We start from the raw sequence: 22520 nt of genomic DNA on the forward strand, positions 1-22520 counted from the left end.
AATTACGTTGTGGCATTAGCATCCCGCCCGAAGGGTTATGTATTGATGTAACAGTATAAATATTATAATTATACAATGGTTAAGAAATTGATATTTTTGTATAACAAATTAAATTAACGATATAAATTTACAATTATTTTTCTATTGATTTTTTAGATTTTAACAAGTCAAATGCTTTTTCAGTTTCATTATCCATATATTCTTGAGATAATTCAACGTATCTATAAAATTCCTTACTATTTGGGGCATGTCCTGAAATTTTACGTACAGCTTTCTCAGACATATTTAGACAAAGTAAAGTTGTAATTGCCGTGCGACGCATTGTATGGCTGGTAATTAAATCGCAAAAACGATATGGCTCTTTAGTTTTCTTGTTTTTATACACAGGTATAGAAATTCCTCTGCGTTGACGTGTTTTTACAAATGTGTCAGTCCAAGGTGTAAGCTCAAAAAGCGATTTTATATTTAAGTTTAACCTTGCATTTGAAATTACAGGAAAAATATTTTTTCTGTAATTTTTGTACTTGTCAATTATCGTTAAAGCATAATCAGGTAAAAGAACACTCGTGTAAGTATTTGTTTTTTGAGATATTACTTTTAAATAAAACTTACCATTTGATCTTTCTATATTATCCTTTGTAAGTTTAAATAAATCTGAAATACGTAGGGCAACAGTGCATCCAAAAACAAAAATGTCTTTAGTTCTTTGTAAATGTTCAGGTAAAGATTCTTCAAATTCTTTATTGTAAATTAAAAAATTTAATTGTTCAGGCGAAAGGGTTAAAATTTGAATTTCCTCAGTAAAAACATAAAACGATTTATGAAAATTGCCAATGTTTAGTTCAAGTTCATTATTCAAGTAATTAAAAAATGTACGTATTTTTTTAATGTTGCTTCCTACATAATTATCGTAACAATCACATTCATTATATAAATAATCAGTGAAACTATTGTAAAATTCCGTCCAATATTTTTTTTCTGCTACAAGTTCCCTTTTTTTTAATCTGGCTACTGAGCAAAATCGTAACTTAAACTGTTTTTTATCAGAAAAGTCAATTAATAGTTTTCTTAAATCTTTATATGGCTTTAAACTTGAACTTCTAATTCGTTTTCCGTTTTTTTGCAATCGCTTACCATTTGTTGAATATTTTAGGAATTGATCATATAGTTTAATGAAATCATATTCAGTAGTTTTGTTGATTTTAATATTATCTCTTTTGGATAGCATGACCTCTGTTAATTTAGAAAATTTTAACAAATGTAATAATCTTTATAAAGGAATATTAATAGTTATATTAACTCTTTGTCTTCACGAAAATTTTTCATACAATTGTAATAGAAAATAAAGTCAATCAGATATGTTGAAGTCTAAAATATATAACAGTAGGCTTAAAGCCTTTTCGTTAACGGAGCTACTTGTTGCTCTTGTTATTATGGGAATTTTAATCCTATTAGCTTTGCCTGAACTTATGCCTTTAATAACCAAAGCTAAAAGTACAGAAGCACAAGTTCAACTGAATCATTTATACACTCTAGAAAAAAGTTTTTTTTATCAAAATTCTAAATACACGCAAATCATTGATGAAATAGGTTTTGAACAATCAAAACTGGTAACAGAAAACGGAAAAGCAAATTATAAAATCGAAGTTGTGGAAGCCAGTACTAATAGTTTCAAAGCAGTGGCAACGGCTGTAGTTGATTTTGACGGTGATGGAGTTTTTAATGTGTGGGAAATAGACCAGAATCAAAACCTTAAAGAAACAACCAAAGACTAATGTTTTGGCTAATTCATATTTCATTGTTTACTTTACTTTTGATAACCGCTTATCAGGATTTTAAGTGGCGTGAAATTCATTGGATAATTATTCCATTTTTAGCAATATCGCTTATTTTTTATTCAATTCAGGAAAGTACTTTAATAGAGGTTTTAAACAATTCATTAATTAATTTAAGTATTGTGTTAATTCAATTTCTATTTGTTACAATTTGGTTTTCCATTAAATCCAAAAAACTGGTTAATATATTGAGACAACATATTGGGTTGGGCGATTGGCTCTTTTTTGTTTGCTTATGCCTTGCTTTTTCACCAATAAACTTTATTCTATTTTTAGTTTCTGCTTTTATTTTAAGTCTTTTAATTCATTTAATCACGTTGTTAATTTTAAAAACCACTGAAAAAACAGTGCCTCTGGCTGGCTTGGTTGCTACAATTTTATTAGGTGTTTTGATAATAGAATCTGTTTTTTATCCGGGCAAACTTCAAAATGATAGTTATATAACGAATTTATTAGGTTTTTACCATGTCTGAGATAGATCATATAACAATTAGTACTGATTTATTGCAGATGGTTTCAGCAGACCAGGCTTGGCATTATGGTATTTTGCCAAAAGCAGCTAACAACGGAAATATTGAATTTTATATTGATGTATTAAAATGTAATGAAACTATTAAGGATGATTTAGAAGTCCTTTTTGGCAAAATAATAACATTAGAAAAAACTCCCTCTCCTATTGTTCAGAAATCGTTAAGTCTTTATTACAGAAAAGGAAAAGGAAAAACCGGAGAAGAAACACTTTCAGTAAACGGTAGGTTAAGTGATGATTTTCTTTTTCGACTAATTTCTGAAGCAAATTCTATAAATAGCTCAGATATACATATTGAAACCTATGAAGAAAATTGTCGCATAAGATTGAGAATTGATGGAAAATTAGTAGAAAGATATGTTATTAAAAAAGATGAATACCCATCTTTAGTTAACAAAATAAAAATAAAATCAAACCTTGATATTGCTGAAAAAAGACTTCCACAGGATGGTAGAATTTTTTTTAATACAGGAAAAGATAAATTTGATATAAGAGTTTCAGTTTTACCTTCCTTATATGGCGAAAAAATTGTTTTAAGACTTTTAAGCAAAGATTCAACAAATGTTGATATTACATCGCTTGGTTTTAACGCTCAACAATTAGAGGATTATTACGAAGGAATTAAGAAACCTCATGGAATTATTCTTATTAGTGGCCCTACAGGTAGCGGAAAAACAACTACCTTATATGCAACTTTAAAAATTCTTAACAAAGAGAATGTAAATATTCTTACAATTGAAGATCCTATAGAATATACACTTGATGGAGTTAATCAGGTACAATTAAAAGAAAGCATAGGTTTGACTTTTGCAAGTGCATTAAGAACATTTTTGCGTCAAGACCCGGATATTATAATGTTAGGTGAAATACGTGATAATGAAACAGCACAAATGGCAATACGTGCAGCTTTAACGGGGCATCTTGTTTTGTCAACAATTCACACAAACTCTGCATGGGGAACTATTTCAAGGCTTATAGATATGGAAGTTCCTTCATTCCTTTTGGCTAATACTTTGAGTCTTTCTGTTGCTCAACGCCTTGTTAGAGTTTTATGTCCACACTGCAAAACACAAGTACCTTATGACAGTTCTTTGTTACCAAAGAGTTTTGTTTTGCCACGCAAACTTGAAACTTTATATACTGCAACAGGATGTGAAAAATGCTATTATACAGGTTATCGTGGACGTAGAGCAGTTTATGAGGTAATTACTATGGATTACAATTTATCGGAACGGATAAAAGCCGGAGACATGAATGTAGGTTCTTTACTAAAAGAAAAGGGAATACTTCGTTTATCTGATAGTGCTTTTAATCTTCTTGAACAGGGCTTAACAACAGCCGAAGAAGTCTATCCAATCCTTATGACAACGATATAATGAAAAATTAGAATGATAAAAATCAAAGGAATTATATTTAAAATAGTCTGGTTTATTTTTCTTTCGGGAATAGTAAACTCTGCTTGGTCACAAACCGACCGTTTTACAGTTATTGAAAAAAAACTGACTGCACTTTCTGTAACTATGCCTGCTATTGACGAATCAGTTGATATTTCAATGAGTGGTGTATCAATTCAGGAGTTTTTACGTGCAGTTGCCAATAATGCAAAAATAAATATTTCAGTTGACCCTAATTTAAATATAAACATAGTAAATAATTTTTCTAATGTTAGAGTATTTGACATGCTAATGTTTATGGCTAAAGAATTTGATCTGGAAATAAATGTAATTGGAACAATTATTACTGTAGCAAAATATCAGGCTCCTATAGAAGAGGTGAAATTTATCCCCAGAAAACTTAACATTAAATATACTGCTGCAAATGACCAGCTTTCTGTTGATTTAACAAAAGATACTTTGGTGAGTGTTACAAAAGAGATAACACGTCAGTCTGGTAAAAATATTATTCTTGCATCTTCACTTAATGGAATATTAATTAATGGTTTTGTTCAGGATAAACCTTTCGATCAGGTAATTGAAATGTTAGCATTCTCTAATGATTTAAGTCTTACAAAAAACTCTGATGGTTTTTATATTCTGGATAAAAAAGAAATCCAGAAACTAGATAATAAAGCAACAGGAGATAATAAGAAAAATAAAAAATCAACAGATGCCAGTATATCTGCACAAATATACTCTATGGATAGTATTAATGTATCCGTTGTTAATGCACCAATAATTGATTTAATTAAAGATGTTTCTGATAAATTACATGTAAATTATTCAGTGGTCTCCCAAATTGATGGAACGGTTGATATGACAATTACTGGTTTGACTTATGATGAATTTCTGGATAATGTTTTAAATGGAACCGAATTTACTTATCGAAAGAATGATAATATTTATGTGTTGGGTGAACAAAAAGTAATGGTTTTAAAAGAATCTGAAGTAGTTCAGTTGCAATTCAGAACAGTTGAAAAAATCATGGAGGTAATTCCTGCTGATGTAAAAAAAGATGTTGAAATAAAAGAATTTCCTGAGTTAAATAGTCTTTTGCTAACGGGTATTAGCTCAAAAGTGCAACTTGTTAAAGATTTTATCAGAAGCATAGATAAAGTTGTACCTGTTGTTTTAATCGAAGTAATGATTGTTGATGTTACAAAGAAACATATTACTTCAACAGGAATTTCAACAGGAATAGGTGATAATTCCCAAGTGAAAACCGCAGGAAGTATTTTTCCGGGAATAGACATGACTTTCAGTACAAGTACAATTAATAATCTTATAAATTCATTTAACGGATTTGGCTGGTTTAATCTTGGTCATGTTACTCCTAATTTTTATTTAAGTATTAAGGCTCTTGAAGATAATGGAGTTTTGCATTTAAGATCAACACCAAAAATGTCTACACTTAATGGTCACGAAGCAACATTAAGTATTGGTAAAACGGAATATTACATGGAAGAACAAAATAATGTAGTAGGTACACAAAATCCTCAAAATATTACTACACGAACTTATAAATCAATCAATGCTGATTTATCTATAACAATAAAACCAATTGTCTCTGGCGATAATCAGGTAACACTTGAAATTAAAGTAAAACAATCTGATTTTACCGCAAGAATTTCCCCAAGTGCACCTCCTGGTTCTGTTACCAGAAATTTTGAATCATTAATTCGAATTAAGAATGAAGAAATGGTTTTGTTGGGTGGACTTGAAGAAAATGGAAGTAGTGAATCTGGAACAGGTGTTCCATTACTCTCAAGAATACCAATTATTAAATGGGTTTTTAGTAGCCGAACCAAAGAGAAAAAAGTAAGTAAACTCAATATTTTTATTAAACCTACAGTGATTTATTAATGCTTCAAAAGCTAAAAAAAATAGAGCTATTAAAAGGCAATTCTGTAGCCGGAGTATCAGTTATTATTAAAGCTGATGGTAGCTTTAGCTTTTCTGTTGTTATACTTCAAAAGAAAAAGAATAAAGTAGAAATCACTAAAAGACATTACGGAATTACAACCGTTGAAGAACTGATGAAAGTTCTTCCATCTTCACTTCCGGTTCAACTGGTTATTGATGGCAAGGGTGTTATTATCAGAAAAGTGATGGAGGAGAAAGACAGTTCTAATGAAAGCTTGTTAAATCAGGTATTCCCTAATTCAAACTCCTCAGAATTTTATTTTGAAAAACACAAAACAGAAGGTGATTTTATTTTTATTTCGCTTATCAGAATTCAGCAATTAAACGAAATTTACAATCTTTTTAATGATGCAGGAAGAATAGTAGTAAATGTTTCTCTTGGGCCATTTCTAATTAATCATTTATTAAATTATGTTGAAGCCAATGAAAGCATAATTGAAATACCTTCAAATCAGCTTCAGATAAAGGATAATCTAATTGTTGAAATTAACCGTACATCAAACCAAACAGCAGGATCAATTATTAAAGTAGGTACTGAAAACATTGAAGGCAGTATATTATTGCCATTTACTGCTGGGTTTTGTTATTTGTTAGATTTGTTTGATGAAACGATATTGCCTGATAATATTCAAAAACAAGCGGATGAATATTGGAATAAACGAATATTTGTTATTGGAGGTTGGTCTGCTCTGGTTTTAATATTCATATTGTTATTAGTGAGTTTTCTTCTTTTTGATAACTACCGGAATCAATCAAATGATTTATCTTACAAAGTGAGTTTAAATACAGATTTAATCAAGCGATTAGATACCCTAAAAGCAGAACTGAAACTTAAAAAAGAATTTTTTAAAGATTATAATTTATCTGAAAGCAGTCGTCAATCATATTTTGCAGATCAGATAGCTTTGTCATTACCAGAAACAATTACATTGACAATAATGGATATAAATCCATTAAATAAGAAATTAAAAGAAAATCAGGCTCCTGAATTTAATCGTAATACTATACTTATTTCAGGAATAACATCTAATTCAAATATTTTAAACGATTGGATAAAAAAACTACAGCATCAAAAATGGGTCAAACAAATTAACATTTTGAATTATTCACAGGAAAATGCTGTTGTAAAAGGTGAATTTAAAATAGAATTAATTTTTAATTAATGGCTGAAAGAAAAACATATAATAAAAAAGTAAAACTACTTGCAATTGGAGTAGTTGTAATGCTTTTTCTTTCATATTACCTTTCATTCAGAAAAACAATTAGCTCATATTCAGAATGTCAGGACTATAAAAGTCAATTAGAAAATATTCAAACAGCACCAGCCGAAATCTCAAATGTAGAACAACAACTTGCAACCATTGAGAGATCTGTAGGAATGAGTCCTGATACAAGTACCGATTTTCAGAAAGTATTACTAGAAAAAGTTAGTAGTTATTGTCAGCAAAATAATGTAGTATTAACTGAATTTCCTCAAACAATATATTTTAGTAATCAGGATTTTGAAGTGGAAACAAATCAGGTTGTAGTTGAAGGATCATTTGTTAAGATTTTGACCTTGGTTTATAACCTTGAACAAAAATTTCGTCTTGGAAAAATTGTATCACTGCGGTTCGCTTCTCAAAAGGATTATAAAACCGGTGCTACAAAACTTTTTGCAACACTCTATTTTCAAAACTTTAAAAAAGCAAGAAATGAATAAGACATGGCTCAATTTATTATGGATAATTCTTCCTGTAATATTTATTACTAGCTGTAAAGATATTATAGAAGAAGACTTGACTGGTAAAACAATTACCATTATTTCTCCTACTAATAATCTTCAAACAACAACTCTTTCACAAACATTTATGTGGGAGGAAGTTTTAGGAGCAACCAGCTATAATCTGCAAATTGTTGACTCTTCATTTTTAGCAATTAATCATATGGTTGCAGATACAAATGTTAAAACTAATAAATTCACATTTACTCTTTATCCTGGAACTTTTCAGTGGAGGGTTAAAGCAATAAATGGAAATAGTGAAACGGTTTATACAACTTACTCTATAAAAATAGATAGTACAGCTAATTTATCTGGTCAGCAAATGGTTCTTATTTCACCTACAAATAGTTTAGCAACAAATCAAACAACTTTACAATTCAAGTGGTATGAACTATATAATGCAACTGATTATCGTTTTGAAATTCGTACACCAGATTGGAATGGCTCTCTCGCATTTAATCCACAGATAGTTTCGGGAGATTATATTAATATTACTTTAGCTGAAGGATCTTATGTTTGGGGAGTTCAGGCACAAAACGGAACATCTACTTCTCTTTTTTCAACGAGAGCACTAATTGTAGATATTACGCAACCAAATACACCGACTTTAACTTATCCTGCAACAAATGCTACAATTAACGATAGTATTTTAACAACTTCTCTGCTTACATTCAGATGGACACGTGGAGCTAATAGTGGTTCAACACTGAAAGATAGTCTATTTCTCTCTACAGATTCTGTATTTTCGGCTTCTGGAAGTGTTTTTAAAGTTCTAGTAACTGACACAACTTATACATATACTATGCAAACTGCCGATACTTATTTTTGGCGAATAAAACCAATTGATGCAGCAGGGAATATTGGCACTATGAGTTCCTGGAAGAAATTTATTTATGAAAAATAAATCAGTAAGATATATATTGATTTTTTTAGTAGTGCTTATTTGGGGCACTATTGCATATAAGTTTTTGACATATGTTAATACCGATGAAGATGAAATATTAACTCAAAATACTCCAAAACAAAAAAACGAACAGAATACAATAACAGATACTTTTCAATTGGTTGCCAGTTATCGTGATCCGTTTCTGGGAAAGTCAGTTGTAACAAATGTTCAAAATACAAATCAGAGTAGTCAGAGAATTATAAAAACAGAAAAGCAAAAAGAAATTCCCAAAATTGAAAAAAAAGCTATTAGCTGGCCTAAACTAATATATCTTGGGATTATAGTCAATCAAAAATCAAAAAACCAGACCAGTATTTTGAAAATTAATGGAAAGGATTTTATTATTCATCAGGGAAATATTGTTTCCGAAGTGGAAATAATAAAATTATACAATGATTCTGTAACAGTTAAATATTCAGAGGATTTTAAAACAATTATCAAGATTAAATAACAATATGAAATTATCACTAATCTTTATATTACTGCTTATTAATTTAGTTGGTTTTGCACAAAACCCAGCCAAAATGAAGCGAACAGAAATTATAGTAAATAATAGCGATTCTACTGTAAAAGCTATCATACTGCTAAAAAAAACAAATCTTAAACCGAAAAATAGTTTCGTTTACTATTGGTATAATTCTGACAAAATCGAAAGAAATGCCGGAGGATATTACGGAAAACTTTTAGATGGAAAATATTTTGTTTTTGATAAAGATAGAAACTTAATAACTCAAGGAATTTTTAAAAAAGGTCTTAAAAAAGGAGAATGGAAAACATGGAACGCAAAAGGTGGAATAAGACTAATTGAAAATATGAAAAATGGTTATCGGAATGGTAAGGTAATTGCAATAAACGAAACAGGAAAAATTATTACCACAACAAATTACAGAAAAGGTTTAAGACAAGGCAAATGTACTATAGTTTCTCCCGATACAACAATTACAAAGATGTATCAAAAGGATAAAGAAATTATTAAAGAGCTAAAAGATACAACGGTAAAAGTTGTGGATGAGAAAGTCTCTAAAGAAAAAAAGGTAAAGAAAGAAAATCCTCAAAAAGATAAAAATAATTCAAAAGTAGAAGAGAATACTAAAAGTGATAAACCCGTTAAAAAACCTTTCTGGAAAAAGAAAGATAAAAATAATGCAATCGAAACTGAAAATAACAAAACTTCTAACACAAACTTAGAACATTAATTTTTTAACGAAAACATGGTAAAAGCCGCTGCATTACTTTACGCAGTTTTTATTTCAATTATTATCGCATTATTATCCGGTTTCTTTATTCTTTGGACATTTTATCAAAGCCGTTATCTTGATGATGAATTTATTAAAGAAAGGCTTGTTAGTGATGTGAATTCCGCTATGAATATTGTCCTCGAAATGCCGGAAACTTTAAACCAAAACAAAATAAAGTTATTCGACAATGAAGAAAGAGAAATAACATTACAAAAGAAAATATGGGGATTTTATCAGATTATAGTTTGTAGTGGAAATTGGAACAGATTTACTTATTCAAAAAAAGCTCTGATTGGTGATGATATTTTCAGTGGTGATAAAGTGGCTTTATACTTATGCGATCAGGGCGATTATCTGAATGTTTGTGGTAAAACTTTATTAAAAGGAACATGCTGGTTGCCAAAAAAGGGAATAAAAAGAGCGTATATAGAAGGAAGTAGTTTTTCAGGAACCAACTTCGTTGAAGGTGTAATAAAACAAAGTGAAAAGAACTTGCCAGAGCTTAATAAAAGCATGGTTGATTATAATGTTGCCATGCTTGAAGGAAAACCGAGTGTTCAGGATAGTTTAATTTGGTTTGAAGCGTTACAGGAAAAAGACACTATTTCTAATGATTTCAATAAAAAGACACTTTATATTTATTCTGAACAAGTAATTATTTTAGAAAATAAGATAATCTCAGGGAACGTTGTTATCAAATCAACTAAAGGGATTGAGATAAAAGAGTCTGTACAAATTCGTGATGCTGTAATTTATGCACCTTATGTTATAATTGAAAATAATTTTCAAGGAACTTTACAGGCATTTGTTTCAGATTCTGCAAAAGTAGGTGAAGATTGCCGTTTGAAGTATCCAACTGTAATAGCGTTACTGAATAAAAAGGATACAAAAACAAGATCATTTATTAGTATTGGCGAAAAGTCCGAACTTTCTGGTGCACTTGTATTGTACAAAGAAAAGGAAGAACAGAAAAACAGTTCAATTTTAAAAATCGAGAAAGATGTAGTAATTAATGGACAGGTATATTGTAATTCTTTAGTAGATCATAAAGGATGTGTTAATGGTAGCTTATATTGCAAACGATTTATTCTTTCTACACCTTCATCAGTTTACGAAAATCATTTATTGAATGCTACCGTAAATTTCGAAGGATTATCAAAGTATTTTACTGGAATAAGTTTACTTGAATCAAGCAAGAAAAAAGAAATTATACGATGGCTTCAATAAAAAAACTACCCTCGTTTACTTTGATCGAAGTACTTGTCTCAATGATTATCATTTTAGTCATGTCTAGCCTTGCTACACTTGCGTTTGTGAATTTATCGGGAATGGGAAAAAATCGTAAAAAACTCGAAGCAATTATTTATACCACTAATATTTTAAACGAAGCCAAAAAAGAATATAATTATCTTGATGAAGAATTTAATTTTCCCGGAATGATAATTAAAAAAACAACAGAAGAATATCCGAATACAAAATCCCTTAAAATTTTGAAAATATCCGCTTTCACCATAGAAAATAAGCCGATCATAGAACGTGAGGAAATTATAAGAGTTCAAATCACAGAAATAACAAATCAAGTCACAAATTAAATGAAGAGATTAAGAGCATTTTCGATGGTAGAACTGATGGTGGCAATGATTGTCAGTTCTATTGTTATTGGCGTTGCTCTTACTGTTTACATGAATTTAAATCAATATTATCAGGATTTTAAAGAAAAGGGTAAAATAGATAGTGAGTTGCTCCTGTTGGTCTCAACAATGCGTGCAGATATGGAGAAGTCGTATGAAGTACATGGTGATAATTCTGATTTAACAATGGTTTTTGAAGCCGGAAAAACCATCAATTATAGTTTTGAAGGTAAATTTATCTTAAGAAAAATAGATGATGTTACCGATACTTTTTATAATCCGATTCAGGAAGTAGAAGTAAATTATTTAGATAATGAGAATAAATACGTTAATGATCTGTTGGTAAACATTAAGCAAGTAGAATCTATTTTTCCGTTACATATAACAAAAGAATATTCCAGGGATTTGTTATTTTATATAGACCCAATTAACAATGAGCATTGATATAAAGAAAATAAAACCTAACAATGAAAAAGAGGTTCGCAAAGAGAAAAAGAAAAGCGAAATAGCTGATTTCTTTTCTCGTGATATTTCTCTTTTCGGAAACAAGCTAAATGATAAGAAAAAGGAAAATTTCTTTTCCGAACTTAGTACGTTACTTTCTTCCGGGATTGATGTTAAAACTGCACTTGAATTAGTTATCGAAGAACAAAAGAAAAAAAACGACAAAGCCCTTTTCGAATCAATCTATAAACAGGTAATTAATGGAAAAAGTTTATCCGAAGCAATCATGGATTCCGGGAAATTTACCGTATATGAACATTTCAGTTTAAAAATAGGAGAAGAGAGTGGTAGAATAAATGAAGTACTTGAGGATTTGGCTGAATTTCTTAATAAAAAAGTAAAACAAAAAAGACAATTAGTAAATTCTTTTACTTATCCTATTATGGTTCTTGTTACTGCTGTAATAGCTGTAATATTTATGATGAATTTTATAGTTCCTATGTTTGTTGATGTATTTAAACGCTTTAATGGAAAATTACCAGCATTAACACAATTTATAATTGATGTTTCAAATGTATTTTCAAAAAATATAGGTTGGTTTTTTATTATTGCTTTAGGAATTGCACTATTGATTTATTTACAACGAAAGAAAGACTGGTACAGAAAACTAAAAAGTAAAATCATTTTGCGATTACCCATCTTTGGCCCGATTGCCAAGAAAATTTACATATCCCGTTTTTGTCAATCGATGTCCATGTTAATGGGTTCGCATACACCAATGTTAAAATCCATCGAGCTTGTACAAAATATGATTGGATTTTATCCTTTTGAAAAAGCATTGGAAAAAATTCAGCAGGATATTTTAAAAGGTTCTTTGTTATATGAGAGCATGAATAAGTTTCCGATTTTCGAGAAACGTGTTATTTCATTGGTTCGTGTGGGTGAAGAAGTCAATCAACTCGATAAAATTTTCGATAAACTCAATAAACACTACTCGGAAGAACTGGAACATAAAATAAGTATGCTGAGTAGTCTACTTGAACCGATTTTAATTATTTTTGTTGGTATTCTTGTAGGAATTATTCTTGTAGCAATGTATTTGCCATTGTTTAGTATTAGTACAAGTGTGTACGGATAATATTTTTAAATAAATGAAAATATGAAAATCGGAGATAGCGTTAAAGTAAAGATAGGCGTATTAGATTCTGAATTTGAAAAATATAAAATTTTCGGATGGCAAGGTCGGATAATTGAAATATATGATTTAGATGAACTGCAACTTGAAATAGAGCTGGATAGTATTACTCTGAAACAACTTCCCAAAGAATATATTTGGGAAAGTCTGAATAATGGAAGTGACTATGCTCTCCTCGAAATTCTTCATTCCGACGTTCAATTGGTAGAACCACGTGATACTATTGATGAAGTAAAAGCAGTAAGACAAGAAATGAATAAAGAATTAGATTATGTTTCGGTATTAGATGAAGGAGAAGATGAAAACAAAAGATTTATTGCAGCGTTTAATGCTTTACAAAGTGTTATAGATCCGAGAATATCTTATAGTGAAATAAAATATCCATCTTTGAATTAATCGAATTTTGCAAAAACAAAGATGATGAAGTTTGGATAATTTATTATGAAAAACAAATCGCATGAACGTACTATTTTATTTGAAAAATACTATGATAGTGAATTGAAAGGAGACGATTTAATTAATTTTGAATTTCAACTAAAAACTGACAAAGATTTTGCAGAGGATTATTTTCTCCAAAAAATTATAATGGAAACTTTAGAGAGAAATGATATTTTTGATCTGCGTGATAAACTTGATAAAATAAGAAAAGACTTTAAAAATAAAAAAAAATCGTAGATTTTTACTTAAAATTCTTAATATTCTTCAAGTTTTTGACTCTGGCGAATAAAAAACATCATGAATTGACGGAAAAAAATGAGAAAATCATTATTCTATTCGGTTAATATCTAAAAAACGCCAAAAAACGCCCGAAAAAACCAAAGTGCACATTAAAAAATTTATTTCGCACATGAATTTTATCTTTTTTCGACCAGAAAACGACCATTTTCTCCGTTTTTCAAATTGGAAAATAAAAAGTGTACAAAAAAAATCATTAAAATTTTACAGAAATTCGACTAGAATGTAATCAGACTTGATATTTGAGTGATTAATCCTTGCTTCGTAATAAAGAGCAAGGGATTAATTTGAAAGCAATCTACCTTACTTTATTTGTTAATATAGAATAGTAATATTTTGCGATTTTCGACAATGGCGGTCTGTATATAACTCTAAAACTGCCCTCAAAATGTTTTTGGTTCGATTTCCTTACGATTTTAATGGGTTCTTTGTGGTTTGCTCTTTGCTAAGCTAAGTTCATTCTCTAATCGCTGAATTCTTTCGTCTTTGAATTTTAATTCGCTTTGAAGGAGTTTATGTTCAATAACCTTCTCCATTCCTTCCTGAGCTTTCTGTTGAATTTTTTCTCTTTCATCCAGTACTTTACTTTTAAGGTCAAGGACTTCAATTTTTTCTTTGAAAATTTCTTTTTCCTGTTCCTTTAGTTTTCTTTCCTGTTCCTGTAAGGATTTATTCTTTATTGCAAGTTGTTCTTCCCATTGTCTGAGCTTCTTCTCATTATCAGAACCTGTTTTATTTATCCCTGAATTTGAGATTTCAGAACTGTGAATGCTTTCATGTACACTGTGTACAAAAGAATGTGCATTTTCGTTTTCTTCCAGCTTTTCAGAGCAGAAATCCATAATTATAGCAGCCAAAGCAGGTTTTTTACCTGTTTTTATTCTGCGTTTTTCCTGTTCGGTCTGTAAGCTTTCATATAAGCTCTGTGGCACTTCAAGGCGGATTCCGGTAGTTGCGTTCATAATTTTAGTTTTAAGGTCTTAAAAAAGGGCAAAAGCATAGCCTTTGCCCTCAAATGAATTCTTTAGAGGTTAATCATCGTCTTCTTCATCGTCTGGATCGAGTAGTTCTGTGAGTTCAAATACAGCCAGACGTTCTCCCGTTTCGTAATAGACATCGACAATAATCTCATTGTCATCATTGATTCCCTGAATATCATTATCCAGTTCATGATTACCGATGATCTCGGCAAATTCAGGCATTTGCTCTGCCGGAACTTCAAAGGTTCTCGTTTTCATTTTTTTTGAATTTTAACTTGATTAATAATTGGTAAATAGAATTAGCCTTCCAGATGATCTTTTTTGTATATATAATCTTCGGCTTGTTTTTCGGAATCATAGATAGTTTTCTGCCTTCCGTTTTTAAGCCATTCTTCTACCTGAGATTTCTCAAAAATGAGTTTTTTACCCCTTTTGATATAAGGTATTTGTCTTCGGTGAACCAGACCGTAAATACTGGGAACAGCCAGATTAAGTTTCTTTGCTACTTCCTGAATGTTTAACAAATCATTTTCTGTGTTGTCTTTGGTCGGGTTATGACCAAATTCCCTGAGTGCCTGTCGCACTTCTTCCCGAAGCATGTTGCGTACTTCCTGGACTGATAGCTGAGTGAATACAAGATTTTCCATTTGATAAAGAATTATAAACTTTACCCAAAATTGCTATCAAAAACAAAGTTAGGGTGACCCTATGGGTGCACCCTAAATGTTTAATCATATTGATTATCAATACGATTATTTTTGCAAAAAGAAACTTTTTCTGATTTTAAATAATCAGAAAATTAATTTTATACAGCAATTTCATTATTAATCATCTTCACCACTTCCTCCATTCCCATCTTTTCAAAATATAATCTTATAAAGCGAAGGTCATCTTTTACTGATTTATCATTAACCTTAAAGGGATTTTGTAATTTTTTATAGATATTGTCGAAGTTTTTTCCTGTGAGAAACTGAATAAACCGGGCAATTTCTGTTTTATCTACATTTTTTACATTTTCATATTTTAAAAGATAATGAACAGCTAAAACCTGTCGTGCTGTTGTAAAATCCTTTATTTTTTCTTCGGTCTCTTTTTCAGGGTGGAGTAATTTTGCTCTTCTTAATCTTTTTTCAATTTCTTTATTTAGTATTTCTGAATTCAAAAACTCGTTAAATTTTTCATAGGCTTTATATTCTGAAAATATTCGTACTAACTCCAAATCTGAATATTGATCTATGAAATAATTTTCCGGTTTTTTCTTAGGAATTGTTTCATCAAATGTCGGAGTTTCTTTGCCCGGTATTATTTCAATAAAGTCTATAGTATCATTGAGAATCTGTTGATGTATTTCTTTACGTAAAATTTTTATAACAAGCGAAAACTCTTTGCCGATTTTATATTCATGTTCCAGAACATTAACAATTACCTCCCTCTCACTGGCTTTATAACGAATTTCCAGAACCGCTACACAATAATTTGCAAATTCATTATGGGTATAATCCTTATCATTGGCTTTTGCCATGCGGTTTTTGTAAATATTAACCAAACGGTTAAAATAGCGTTCAGTAGTTTCGCTAAAATAGGTATCGAGATTAGTTGACATATTTATATTTTTTTTGATTACAATGTAGGTAATTTTTGGATTTCATGCCTTTTCTTTTCATCTACAATTTTAGCATAAATTTCCGTATGGCGAAGATTAACGTGTCCCAAAAGTTTGCTCACAGTATAAACGTCCATACCATAAGTAAGGCTTATTGTTGCGAAAGAATGACGAGCAACATGGAAATGTACATTTTTCTTAATTTTTGCTTTTGCAGCCCAAAGCTTAAGTAGATTCCGGGCATTTCTCTGAGTAGGAAAATTACAAAACACTTTTTCGGAATTGTTCTTTTCCTGCTTCACTTCATCTAAAATAGCAATGGCTGATTCGGTAAGAGGTACTTTTAATATTTTACCGGAAGTGCTTTGTGTTTTTATGGGACGTATATTTAATAAATGTATCCTTTTTTTTGATTTGTCTCTCTCTACGGAAATATCCTTCCAAAGTAGAGCTTCACAGTCGGATACTCTAAGTCCTGTAAAGCAGGAAAATAAAAACACCAAACGTACATGAGGATGTGAAGGAAAAGGGGTTGCTATTAGCTTTTGTACTTCCTCTACATCCAGAGTAGTTCTTCTTGTTTCCAACTCGTGAGGCATATCAAATTTATCAAAAGGATTAATATTAATAATATCATTCCGATAAGCATCTTTAATTCTTGCCCTAAATATTTTAAGATAACCTTTCATTGTGTTATGAGATACTCTTTTTGTCAGGTAATCCTGTAAATTACTAATCCACTCAGTTGTAATATCCATAAATTTCACATCCTGACCTTCTGAGAAATTATTCAGATGATAAATGAGTGTTTTTATATGAAAATCTCCAGTCTTTCTCTGATAAGCACGTAAATATTCGTAGGCTGACTGATGTGTAGTTCTTTGTTTAGTTCGTAATCCTTTGATTTCTCCGGTCAACTCCATTTCTCGTTTTTTGCGAATGTCTTCTGCCAGATCAACAATATTTCTATCGTCAGCAATGATATTTTTAAGTTTACTGTAATCCTTTTGAGTATAAAGCTTCAAAAACTCATATTGACGTTTCTTATTTCCTTGATCGTCTGTTGAGAAAATATCTAAGTAAAGACTGTATTTACCTGATTTGAGTGATTTATATCGAACTTGTATCATAGCATTATGTTTTATTGTTCATTGTTTGTTGTTTGGTTATTGAGTCATTAAGTTATTTGTTATTAATTACTTAATAACTTAGTAACTTTATAACCTGTTAACTTCATTACTTAATAACTTTTTTCTTTCTCTTTTTAATTTTGCTCTTTGTTGTTTTTACTTCCTTTTTTCTTTCAATGAATGCCGGAAACTTCTTTACTTCCTTTTGTTTCTTTTCATCAATGATTTTTGCATAAATCTGTGTAGCATCAATACGTGTATGACCTAAAAGTTTGCTTACAGTATAAATATCAATACCTGATGTTAAACAAAGTGTAGCGAAGGTATGACGTGCTGAATGAAAATGAAGGTTTTTTGAAATATTTGCTGATTTAATCCATTTCTTTAGCCAGTTATTTATCACTTGCTTTTGTGGTAAAGCATCAAATAATAGTTCGCTTTTAGAACTACTTTTTACCTCTGCAAGAATTTTAACTGCTTGTTCTGATAGTGGAGCTTTCAGAAGTTGACCCGATGTTCTGGTAGTTTTGATTGGTCTGATAACTAAAACATGGAAAGAGTTACCGTCTTTGTCTTTATCTATTTGTATGTGTTCCTTTTTCAACGTTGTTATATCAGATAAACGTAATCCTGTAAAACAAGAAAATAAAAATGCTTGTCTGACTTGCGGTTCGCAGTTACAAGGTGTTTCGTTTAGTTTTTTTACTTCATGTAGTTCAAGAAAAGTACGATCAATATCCTGTTTTACAGAAATCTTGTACCTGATAAATGGATTTGCTACAATTATTTCTTGACGTATTGCTCTGTTAAGTATAGTTTTTAGGTTTTCAAGATAAAGTATTGTTGTGTTATGAGAAGTTAATTTTTTAAGATATTGTGCAAAATCTTCAATAAATACTGTGTTTACATCTGAAAAAAGGATATCCTTACCTTTGGAAAACTGTTCTATATGCTTGCTAAACGCAAGGTAACTTCTTCTATTGGTTCGTAAATATTCTTTCTTAACAAATGCCAGTAGGGATACATTTACTCTTTTAGAACTTGCATTTAATCCTTTTACAGTACCGTACATTTCAAGTTCCCTTTTAGAACGGATACTTTGAGCAAGCTCCATCAATGGCTTATCATCTGATGTTATTCTTTTTGAATGGCTGTAGTCTTTTGATACATGAATTTTCAGAAACTCATATTCACGTTGGGATTTACCTTCTTTACCCCGAATTGTATAATCAAGGTAGATGCTGAATTTCCCTGTAGAGAGTTTTTTATATCGTAGGTTTATCATAAGCTATTTCTTTACTCATTCTTTCGTAAACTCTTATATAATAAGTTCTGGAAACGTTTAATAAACGTTTTAATTGTTGTTTTTTGACACCATTCTTAACTTGATTCATAGCATAAGTATTGCGTGCCATGCTAAAACAAACGTTTTTCTCAATTCCTGCCATTGCTCCCCATAAACGAAGTTTTATATTAACGTTTGGCTTGTTTGGTAAATGTTTAAAAACGTTTCCTGAGAGTGTGCAAACGTTTACAGAACCGTTTTTATCTGTTTGAAATTTGTTGTTTACATTCTCTGGAGAAACTTTTATTGAAGCAACTTCTTTTAAAAGTGAAATAGCAAACTCAGAAAGTTCATTAGTGTAAATCGCATGGTTTAAATATCCATTAATTGTGATAGTCCAGACTTCTTTTTTCTTTTTCTTATCTACTTTGATTTGTTCCCATGTTAATGTAATTACTTGTTCCCATGTTAAACCGGAATGTAAGGAAAAGAAAAAAGCTAATCTGATAAGTGGATTAAAAGTAGTTGAAGTAGATTCCAAAGCCTCTATTTCATTATCTTTTAGAAAATGACGATCAAAAGAAGAATTGATTTTTTTGTATTCTGATAAAGGGTTAGTCTTAATATAGCCCGACTTAACAGCATCATTTAACAATTTTCTAAATGATAAAAGTAAGTCGTTAGAGTAAGATTCTGCCAATTGTTTATTAAGGTATGATTGAAAACTATTGATCCACTGTTTAGAAATAATATCGAAGGATAAATCTTTTTTACCACTAAACAATTGCAGGTGCATTACTAGTTTTTTATATGAAGATTGGTTTTTTTCTGTAGTTTGAATAAATTCTATTAGAGAAATCACGGTATCTTTTTTATTTTTTGTGATTTCACTTGAAAGTTCATTAACTATCTTTTTGGCTTTTTCTATTGCATCAAAATCTTCTTTAGAGACAAATTTTGTTTTTGTGTAATCTTTCGATGAACGAAGACCTGTAAATTTCCGTTCACGTTTTCCGGCTGAATAAATATCTAAATAAATGCTGTATTCTCCGTTGTGTAAGGGCTTATAGCGTATTGTAATCATCTTTTTGTCACTTTTAACTATTTGTCACTCGTGAGTAACATTCAGGTAACGCAAAGTAACAAAACTTTACTTTAAAAAGCAAATATTTGTTTTGTGTGAAATTATGTAATACGCTGTAATGGTGAGTTAATAAAGGATAGAGGAAATATTAAATAACTTTACGAAATAAGTATACACTTGATGTTGGTGTCGGGAAAACAGCCTGTGCCATAGCTTCTCTTGCAAATTTTATTTATTCGGGTAAATGTAAAAGACCACTTATTGTTGTCCCAAAACCAACTTATAAAAAGTGGATTAATGAAATATTCGGTTTTGAAGATAAAAAGTCCGGTGAGTTTATTTCTGGTATTTTGTCTCATACCGGAATCACCCTAAACGATTGGTATAATCTGGGAACTGATGTTGTAAAAAGAATCAACCTAAATAAAGTTGTACCGGAAAAATCCATTACCATCGTTACATACGAAGGATTTAAAAAGCTGGGTTTTGGAGATTCAGTTTCCGATGAACTTTTTGTTGAACTGGTAAACATTCTGGGACAAAGCAAAGAGAAATCAGCAAGGGACAAAGAAATTGAATACCAGAAATTCCGTGAAATGATTGGTGTTGGTTTAAAAGATACTGTTGCTGATGTGGATATATTGGGATTCGATTATGTTGTGATTGATGAAGCTCACCGTGCAAAAAATGTGTTCAGTTCAGTGAAAGCAGACGAAGACGGAAATAAACGCTATAATATTCAATCTGCAACATCCGAGACCGGACAGAAGGCTTTCCTCATCTTAAACTATATTCAGCGGAAATTTGGACGCAATACGATGCTTTTAACGGCAACGCCATTTACCAACTCTCCCCTTGAAATTTATTCCATGCTTTCATTGGTCGCTTATGAGAGCCTAAACAAAAGCGGTATCTACAACATTGATACATTCTTTGATTTGTTTGTATTGCCTACCGTAGAGTGGACTGCAAACTACAAAGAAGAAATCGTAGAAAAGGAAGTTATTAAATCCTTTACCAACCGCAGGATATTACAAAAACTCATTTACAACCACATTCTTTACCGTACCGGAGAAGAAGCCGGAGTAAAAAGACCAAAGAAAATTAATCTTCCGATGTTGTATGATGCTGTTGCCGGAAAACGTGAACGATTGGAACACGAAAAGCAGGTTCTTACTTACATCAACATGACTGCAAAACAAAGGGAGAATCAAAACAGTATTGTTGCTTTGGCAAAAAGCTCAACTAAAGGAAAGCTGGATATGGGCAATTTGTTTCGGGCACTGGCTTATTCTTTAGACAATGCACTCTCCCCTTTTTTGCTAAATGGTTCACCGGAAGACTACAATGAATTTGTAAATGAAAGTCCAAAAATCAAATATGTAATGGATTGCATTCAGTCTGTAAAAGATTGGCACGAACAACGTGGAGAATCTGTTTCGGGTCAGGTCATTTATATGAATCGTGGGAAACAGTTCTTTCACATGATAAAACAGTACCTCGAAAATGAAGTTGGTTTTCAGAAAGGGGTTATGTTCGATAAAACAAAAGTTGATGAAGTAGAAATTATAAGTTCTGAAATTAACGACAACCGGAAAGAAACCATAAAAGAAGCCTTTCTTGAAGGTGTGGTTAAAGTGATAATTGGAACTGCTACTATCCGTGAAGGAATTGACCTGCAAAAACAAGGAACTGTAATTTATGACTGTTATCCCGAATGGAATCCAACAGACATTCGCCAGCTTGAAGGAAGAATATGGAGACAGGGAAACCGCTATGCCTATGTACGAATTGTTATGCCATTGGTTCAGGATTCAATGGACGTTTTTGTTTTTCAGAAGCTCGAAGAAAAAACAAGCCGGATAAATGACATTTGGTTTAAAGGAGACAGAGGAAATGTCCTTGACCTTGAAAGTCTCGACCCTGAAGAAATAAAACTTGCCTTAATTACAGATGTTGACCGTTTGGTGAGAATGTTTTTCGATCAGGAGAAAGAACAACTTAACCGTGAAATGGCAAAAGCTAATCGTGCCATTGAAATGATTGAAGAAGTAAAATCCGACATAGAAGAATACAATCGTTATCGTGGAGAATCTCTCGATGCAATCCGCAAGTTTTATGAAAGCCTTATTAATTCTGAATATTTTGAAAACAAAACTGTAATAGAACCGGAATCAGAACAAAATACAAAAGCCAAGACTTATAAGAAAGCAAAGGAACTCAAAGAGGATATGGAAACATTTCTGAACTCATCCACCTTTGAGGATAAGGATGTACTTGCCATCGGAAGGAAAATTGAAAATTCTTACAGCACTCTTAGTATTTATTTTGACCGTTCTTGGTATCTGAAATATTTTAAAGAATATGTTTCCAAAGTTAGAAAAACAGAGCGCACAATACTAAAACCAAAAGGATATTCCATTGACAGCGACCTTGCCAAAGTTCTTGAAACATACCAACTCGAAAAACAAGCTGTAATAAAGAAATCCGAACTTTATGGAGGTGAAGTAAACTCTGAACGCTGGAAAAGTCTTCGTGTTGAAATTGAGCAAAAGAAATCCGCTTTACAGGTGGAAGGAAGAACTGCATCTGACAGAGCTGCTGAATTTGCAAAACTGAACTACCTGCTTGAATTCAAGTCGGAAGATGTTCAGGTAGCTGAACAAAGAATGCCGGATATACCTTCACTGGCTCCATCTATGAGTGAATTGGAACTGGAAGCATTGGCTTTAGAAATTGAACTTGATTTATTAACTCTATAACA

General features: G+C 31.1%; 24 protein-coding genes. 16 read left to right on the top strand and 8 right to left on the bottom strand.

Annotation, left to right across the window (positions count from 1 at the left end):
* Positions 1–133: 133 nt before the first annotated feature.
* Entirely contained in the window at positions 134–1228 is a 1095-nt protein-coding gene (locus HY951_14215) for a tyrosine-type recombinase/integrase (GenBank protein MBI5541216.1), read from the bottom strand.
* Positions 1229–1358: 130 nt separating this feature from the next.
* Here HY951_14215 and HY951_14220 point away from each other — a divergent pair, with 130 nt between their 5' ends.
* The 15 genes from HY951_14220 to HY951_14290 all read left to right on the top strand — a co-directional run bounded on the left by HY951_14220 (position 1359) and on the right by HY951_14290 (position 13614).
* A complete protein-coding gene (locus tag HY951_14220; protein ID MBI5541217.1) occupies positions 1359–1775 on the top strand; it encodes a type II secretion system protein in 417 nt (138 codons plus the stop codon).
* Positions 1775–2308 (top strand): prepilin peptidase, encoded by a 534-nt coding sequence (locus HY951_14225; protein ID MBI5541218.1) that lies wholly within the window; start codon positions 1775–1777, stop codon positions 2306–2308. The genes HY951_14220 and HY951_14225 overlap by 1 nt, the downstream gene beginning before the upstream one ends.
* Complete coding sequence (locus tag HY951_14230) at positions 2301–3740, top strand: type II/IV secretion system protein (protein ID MBI5541219.1); 1440 nt, start codon at positions 2301–2303, stop codon at positions 3738–3740. The genes HY951_14225 and HY951_14230 overlap by 8 nt, the downstream gene beginning before the upstream one ends.
* Positions 3741–3752: 12 nt before the next feature.
* A complete protein-coding gene (locus HY951_14235) occupies positions 3753–5663 on the top strand; it encodes a general secretion pathway protein GspD (protein MBI5541220.1) in 1911 nt (636 codons plus the stop codon).
* Positions 5663–6886, top strand: coding sequence for a hypothetical protein (locus HY951_14240; protein MBI5541221.1), 1224 nt, complete (start codon positions 5663–5665; stop codon positions 6884–6886). Before HY951_14235 ends, HY951_14240 begins: the two co-directional genes overlap by 1 nt.
* Complete coding sequence (locus tag HY951_14245) at positions 6886–7425, top strand: hypothetical protein (GenBank protein ID MBI5541222.1); 540 nt, start codon at positions 6886–6888, stop codon at positions 7423–7425. Before HY951_14240 ends, HY951_14245 begins: the two co-directional genes overlap by 1 nt.
* The gene (locus tag HY951_14250) at positions 7418–8389 is read left to right on the top strand and encodes a hypothetical protein (protein ID MBI5541223.1); all 972 of its coding nucleotides are present in this window, start codon (positions 7418–7420) and stop codon (positions 8387–8389) included. The genes HY951_14245 and HY951_14250 overlap by 8 nt, the downstream gene beginning before the upstream one ends.
* Positions 8379–8882 (top strand): hypothetical protein, encoded by a 504-nt coding sequence (locus tag HY951_14255; GenBank protein MBI5541224.1) that lies wholly within the window; start codon positions 8379–8381, stop codon positions 8880–8882. Before HY951_14250 ends, HY951_14255 begins: the two co-directional genes overlap by 11 nt.
* Before the next feature lie 73 nt (positions 8883–8955).
* Positions 8956–9627 (top strand): hypothetical protein, encoded by a 672-nt coding sequence (locus HY951_14260; GenBank protein ID MBI5541225.1) that lies wholly within the window; start codon positions 8956–8958, stop codon positions 9625–9627.
* Between the two features lie 15 nt (positions 9628–9642).
* On the top strand, positions 9643–10896 hold the full coding sequence (locus HY951_14265; GenBank protein ID MBI5541226.1) for a hypothetical protein: 1254 nt from the start codon (positions 9643–9645) through the stop codon (positions 10894–10896).
* Entirely contained in the window at positions 10884–11261 is a 378-nt protein-coding gene (locus HY951_14270; protein ID MBI5541227.1) for a prepilin-type N-terminal cleavage/methylation domain-containing protein, read from the top strand. Before HY951_14265 ends, HY951_14270 begins: the two co-directional genes overlap by 13 nt.
* Positions 11262–11744 carry a prepilin-type N-terminal cleavage/methylation domain-containing protein gene (locus tag HY951_14275; GenBank protein ID MBI5541228.1) on the top strand — a complete coding sequence of 161 codons (483 nt, stop codon included), beginning with the start codon at positions 11262–11264 and terminating at the stop codon, positions 11742–11744. It begins immediately after the preceding gene.
* Entirely contained in the window at positions 11734–12882 is a 1149-nt protein-coding gene (locus HY951_14280; GenBank protein ID MBI5541229.1) for a type II secretion system F family protein, read from the top strand. The genes HY951_14275 and HY951_14280 overlap by 11 nt, the downstream gene beginning before the upstream one ends.
* Positions 12883–12903: 21 nt before the next feature.
* Positions 12904–13335 (top strand): hypothetical protein, encoded by a 432-nt coding sequence (locus HY951_14285; GenBank protein ID MBI5541230.1) that lies wholly within the window; start codon positions 12904–12906, stop codon positions 13333–13335.
* 45 nt (positions 13336–13380) lie between these two features.
* Positions 13381–13614 carry a hypothetical protein gene (locus tag HY951_14290; GenBank protein MBI5541231.1) on the top strand — a complete coding sequence of 78 codons (234 nt, stop codon included), beginning with the start codon at positions 13381–13383 and terminating at the stop codon, positions 13612–13614.
* A gap of 476 nt (positions 13615–14090) precedes the next feature.
* On the opposite strand, the gene HY951_14295 is transcribed toward HY951_14290, so the two are convergent.
* The 7 genes from HY951_14295 to HY951_14325 all read right to left on the bottom strand — a co-directional run bounded on the left by HY951_14295 (position 14091) and on the right by HY951_14325 (position 19756).
* Positions 14091–14636 carry a hypothetical protein gene (locus HY951_14295; GenBank protein MBI5541232.1) on the bottom strand — a complete coding sequence of 182 codons (546 nt, stop codon included), beginning with the start codon at positions 14634–14636 and terminating at the stop codon, positions 14091–14093.
* 69 nt (positions 14637–14705) lie between these two features.
* Entirely contained in the window at positions 14706–14912 is a 207-nt protein-coding gene (locus tag HY951_14300; protein ID MBI5541233.1) for a hypothetical protein, read from the bottom strand.
* 41 nt (positions 14913–14953) lie between these two features.
* Complete coding sequence (locus HY951_14305; protein MBI5541234.1) at positions 14954–15301, bottom strand: helix-turn-helix domain-containing protein; 348 nt, start codon at positions 15299–15301, stop codon at positions 14954–14956.
* Between the two features lie 158 nt (positions 15302–15459).
* Complete coding sequence (locus HY951_14310; GenBank protein MBI5541235.1) at positions 15460–16176, bottom strand: hypothetical protein; 717 nt, start codon at positions 16174–16176, stop codon at positions 15460–15462.
* A 98-nt stretch (positions 16177–16274) separates the two neighbouring features.
* Complete coding sequence (locus HY951_14315) at positions 16275–17387, bottom strand: site-specific integrase (GenBank protein MBI5541236.1); 1113 nt, start codon at positions 17385–17387, stop codon at positions 16275–16277.
* A 106-nt stretch (positions 17388–17493) separates the two neighbouring features.
* Positions 17494–18672 (bottom strand): site-specific integrase, encoded by a 1179-nt coding sequence (locus tag HY951_14320; GenBank protein MBI5541237.1) that lies wholly within the window; start codon positions 18670–18672, stop codon positions 17494–17496.
* On the bottom strand, positions 18653–19756 hold the full coding sequence (locus tag HY951_14325) for a phage integrase SAM-like domain-containing protein (protein MBI5541238.1): 1104 nt from the start codon (positions 19754–19756) through the stop codon (positions 18653–18655). The genes HY951_14320 and HY951_14325 overlap by 20 nt, the downstream gene beginning before the upstream one ends.
* Positions 19757–20106: 350 nt before the next feature.
* Between HY951_14325 and HY951_14330 the strand changes: the two genes are divergently transcribed.
* Positions 20107–22518, top strand: coding sequence for a hypothetical protein (locus HY951_14330; protein ID MBI5541239.1), 2412 nt, complete (start codon positions 20107–20109; stop codon positions 22516–22518).
* Positions 22519–22520: the final 2 nt, after the last annotated feature.

The sequence above is a fragment of the Bacteroidia bacterium genome (assembly GCA_016218155.1).
Lineage (GTDB): Bacteria > Bacteroidota > Bacteroidia > Bacteroidales > GWA2-32-17 > GWA2-32-17.

What these genes read in the sequence shown, in the direction of transcription:
- HY951_14320 (MBI5541237.1), bottom strand. Translation starts at nt 18,672, where the DNA reads ATGATAAACCTACGATATAAAAAACTCTCTACAGGGAAATTCAGCATC.
- HY951_14275 (MBI5541228.1), top strand. Translation starts at nt 11,262, where the DNA reads ATGAAGAGATTAAGAGCATTTTCGATGGTAGAACTGATGGTGGCAATG.
- HY951_14325 (MBI5541238.1), bottom strand. Translation starts at nt 19,756, where the DNA reads ATGATTACAATACGCTATAAGCCCTTACACAACGGAGAATACAGCATT.
- HY951_14215 (MBI5541216.1), bottom strand. Translation starts at nt 1,228, where the DNA reads ATGCTATCCAAAAGAGATAATATTAAAATCAACAAAACTACTGAATAT.
- HY951_14270 (MBI5541227.1), top strand. Translation starts at nt 10,884, where the DNA reads ATGGCTTCAATAAAAAAACTACCCTCGTTTACTTTGATCGAAGTACTT.
- HY951_14225 (MBI5541218.1), top strand. Translation starts at nt 1,775, where the DNA reads ATGTTTTGGCTAATTCATATTTCATTGTTTACTTTACTTTTGATAACC.
- HY951_14265 (MBI5541226.1), top strand. Translation starts at nt 9,643, where the DNA reads ATGGTAAAAGCCGCTGCATTACTTTACGCAGTTTTTATTTCAATTATT.
- HY951_14240 (MBI5541221.1), top strand. Translation starts at nt 5,663, where the DNA reads ATGCTTCAAAAGCTAAAAAAAATAGAGCTATTAAAAGGCAATTCTGTA.
- HY951_14235 (MBI5541220.1), top strand. Translation starts at nt 3,753, where the DNA reads ATGATAAAAATCAAAGGAATTATATTTAAAATAGTCTGGTTTATTTTT.
- HY951_14305 (MBI5541234.1), bottom strand. Translation starts at nt 15,301, where the DNA reads ATGGAAAATCTTGTATTCACTCAGCTATCAGTCCAGGAAGTACGCAAC.
- HY951_14290 (MBI5541231.1), top strand. Translation starts at nt 13,381, where the DNA reads ATGAAAAACAAATCGCATGAACGTACTATTTTATTTGAAAAATACTAT.
- HY951_14285 (MBI5541230.1), top strand. Translation starts at nt 12,904, where the DNA reads ATGAAAATCGGAGATAGCGTTAAAGTAAAGATAGGCGTATTAGATTCT.
- HY951_14245 (MBI5541222.1), top strand. Translation starts at nt 6,886, where the DNA reads ATGGCTGAAAGAAAAACATATAATAAAAAAGTAAAACTACTTGCAATT.
- HY951_14295 (MBI5541232.1), bottom strand. Translation starts at nt 14,636, where the DNA reads ATGAACGCAACTACCGGAATCCGCCTTGAAGTGCCACAGAGCTTATAT.
- HY951_14260 (MBI5541225.1), top strand. Translation starts at nt 8,956, where the DNA reads ATGAAGCGAACAGAAATTATAGTAAATAATAGCGATTCTACTGTAAAA.
- HY951_14310 (MBI5541235.1), bottom strand. Translation starts at nt 16,176, where the DNA reads ATGGCAAAAGCCAATGATAAGGATTATACCCATAATGAATTTGCAAAT.
- HY951_14300 (MBI5541233.1), bottom strand. Translation starts at nt 14,912, where the DNA reads ATGAAAACGAGAACCTTTGAAGTTCCGGCAGAGCAAATGCCTGAATTT.
- HY951_14315 (MBI5541236.1), bottom strand. Translation starts at nt 17,387, where the DNA reads ATGATACAAGTTCGATATAAATCACTCAAATCAGGTAAATACAGTCTT.
- HY951_14230 (MBI5541219.1), top strand. Translation starts at nt 2,301, where the DNA reads ATGTCTGAGATAGATCATATAACAATTAGTACTGATTTATTGCAGATG.
- HY951_14280 (MBI5541229.1), top strand. Translation starts at nt 11,734, where the DNA reads ATGAGCATTGATATAAAGAAAATAAAACCTAACAATGAAAAAGAGGTT.
- HY951_14220 (MBI5541217.1), top strand. Translation starts at nt 1,359, where the DNA reads ATGTTGAAGTCTAAAATATATAACAGTAGGCTTAAAGCCTTTTCGTTA.
- HY951_14250 (MBI5541223.1), top strand. Translation starts at nt 7,418, where the DNA reads ATGAATAAGACATGGCTCAATTTATTATGGATAATTCTTCCTGTAATA.
- HY951_14255 (MBI5541224.1), top strand. Translation starts at nt 8,379, where the DNA reads ATGAAAAATAAATCAGTAAGATATATATTGATTTTTTTAGTAGTGCTT.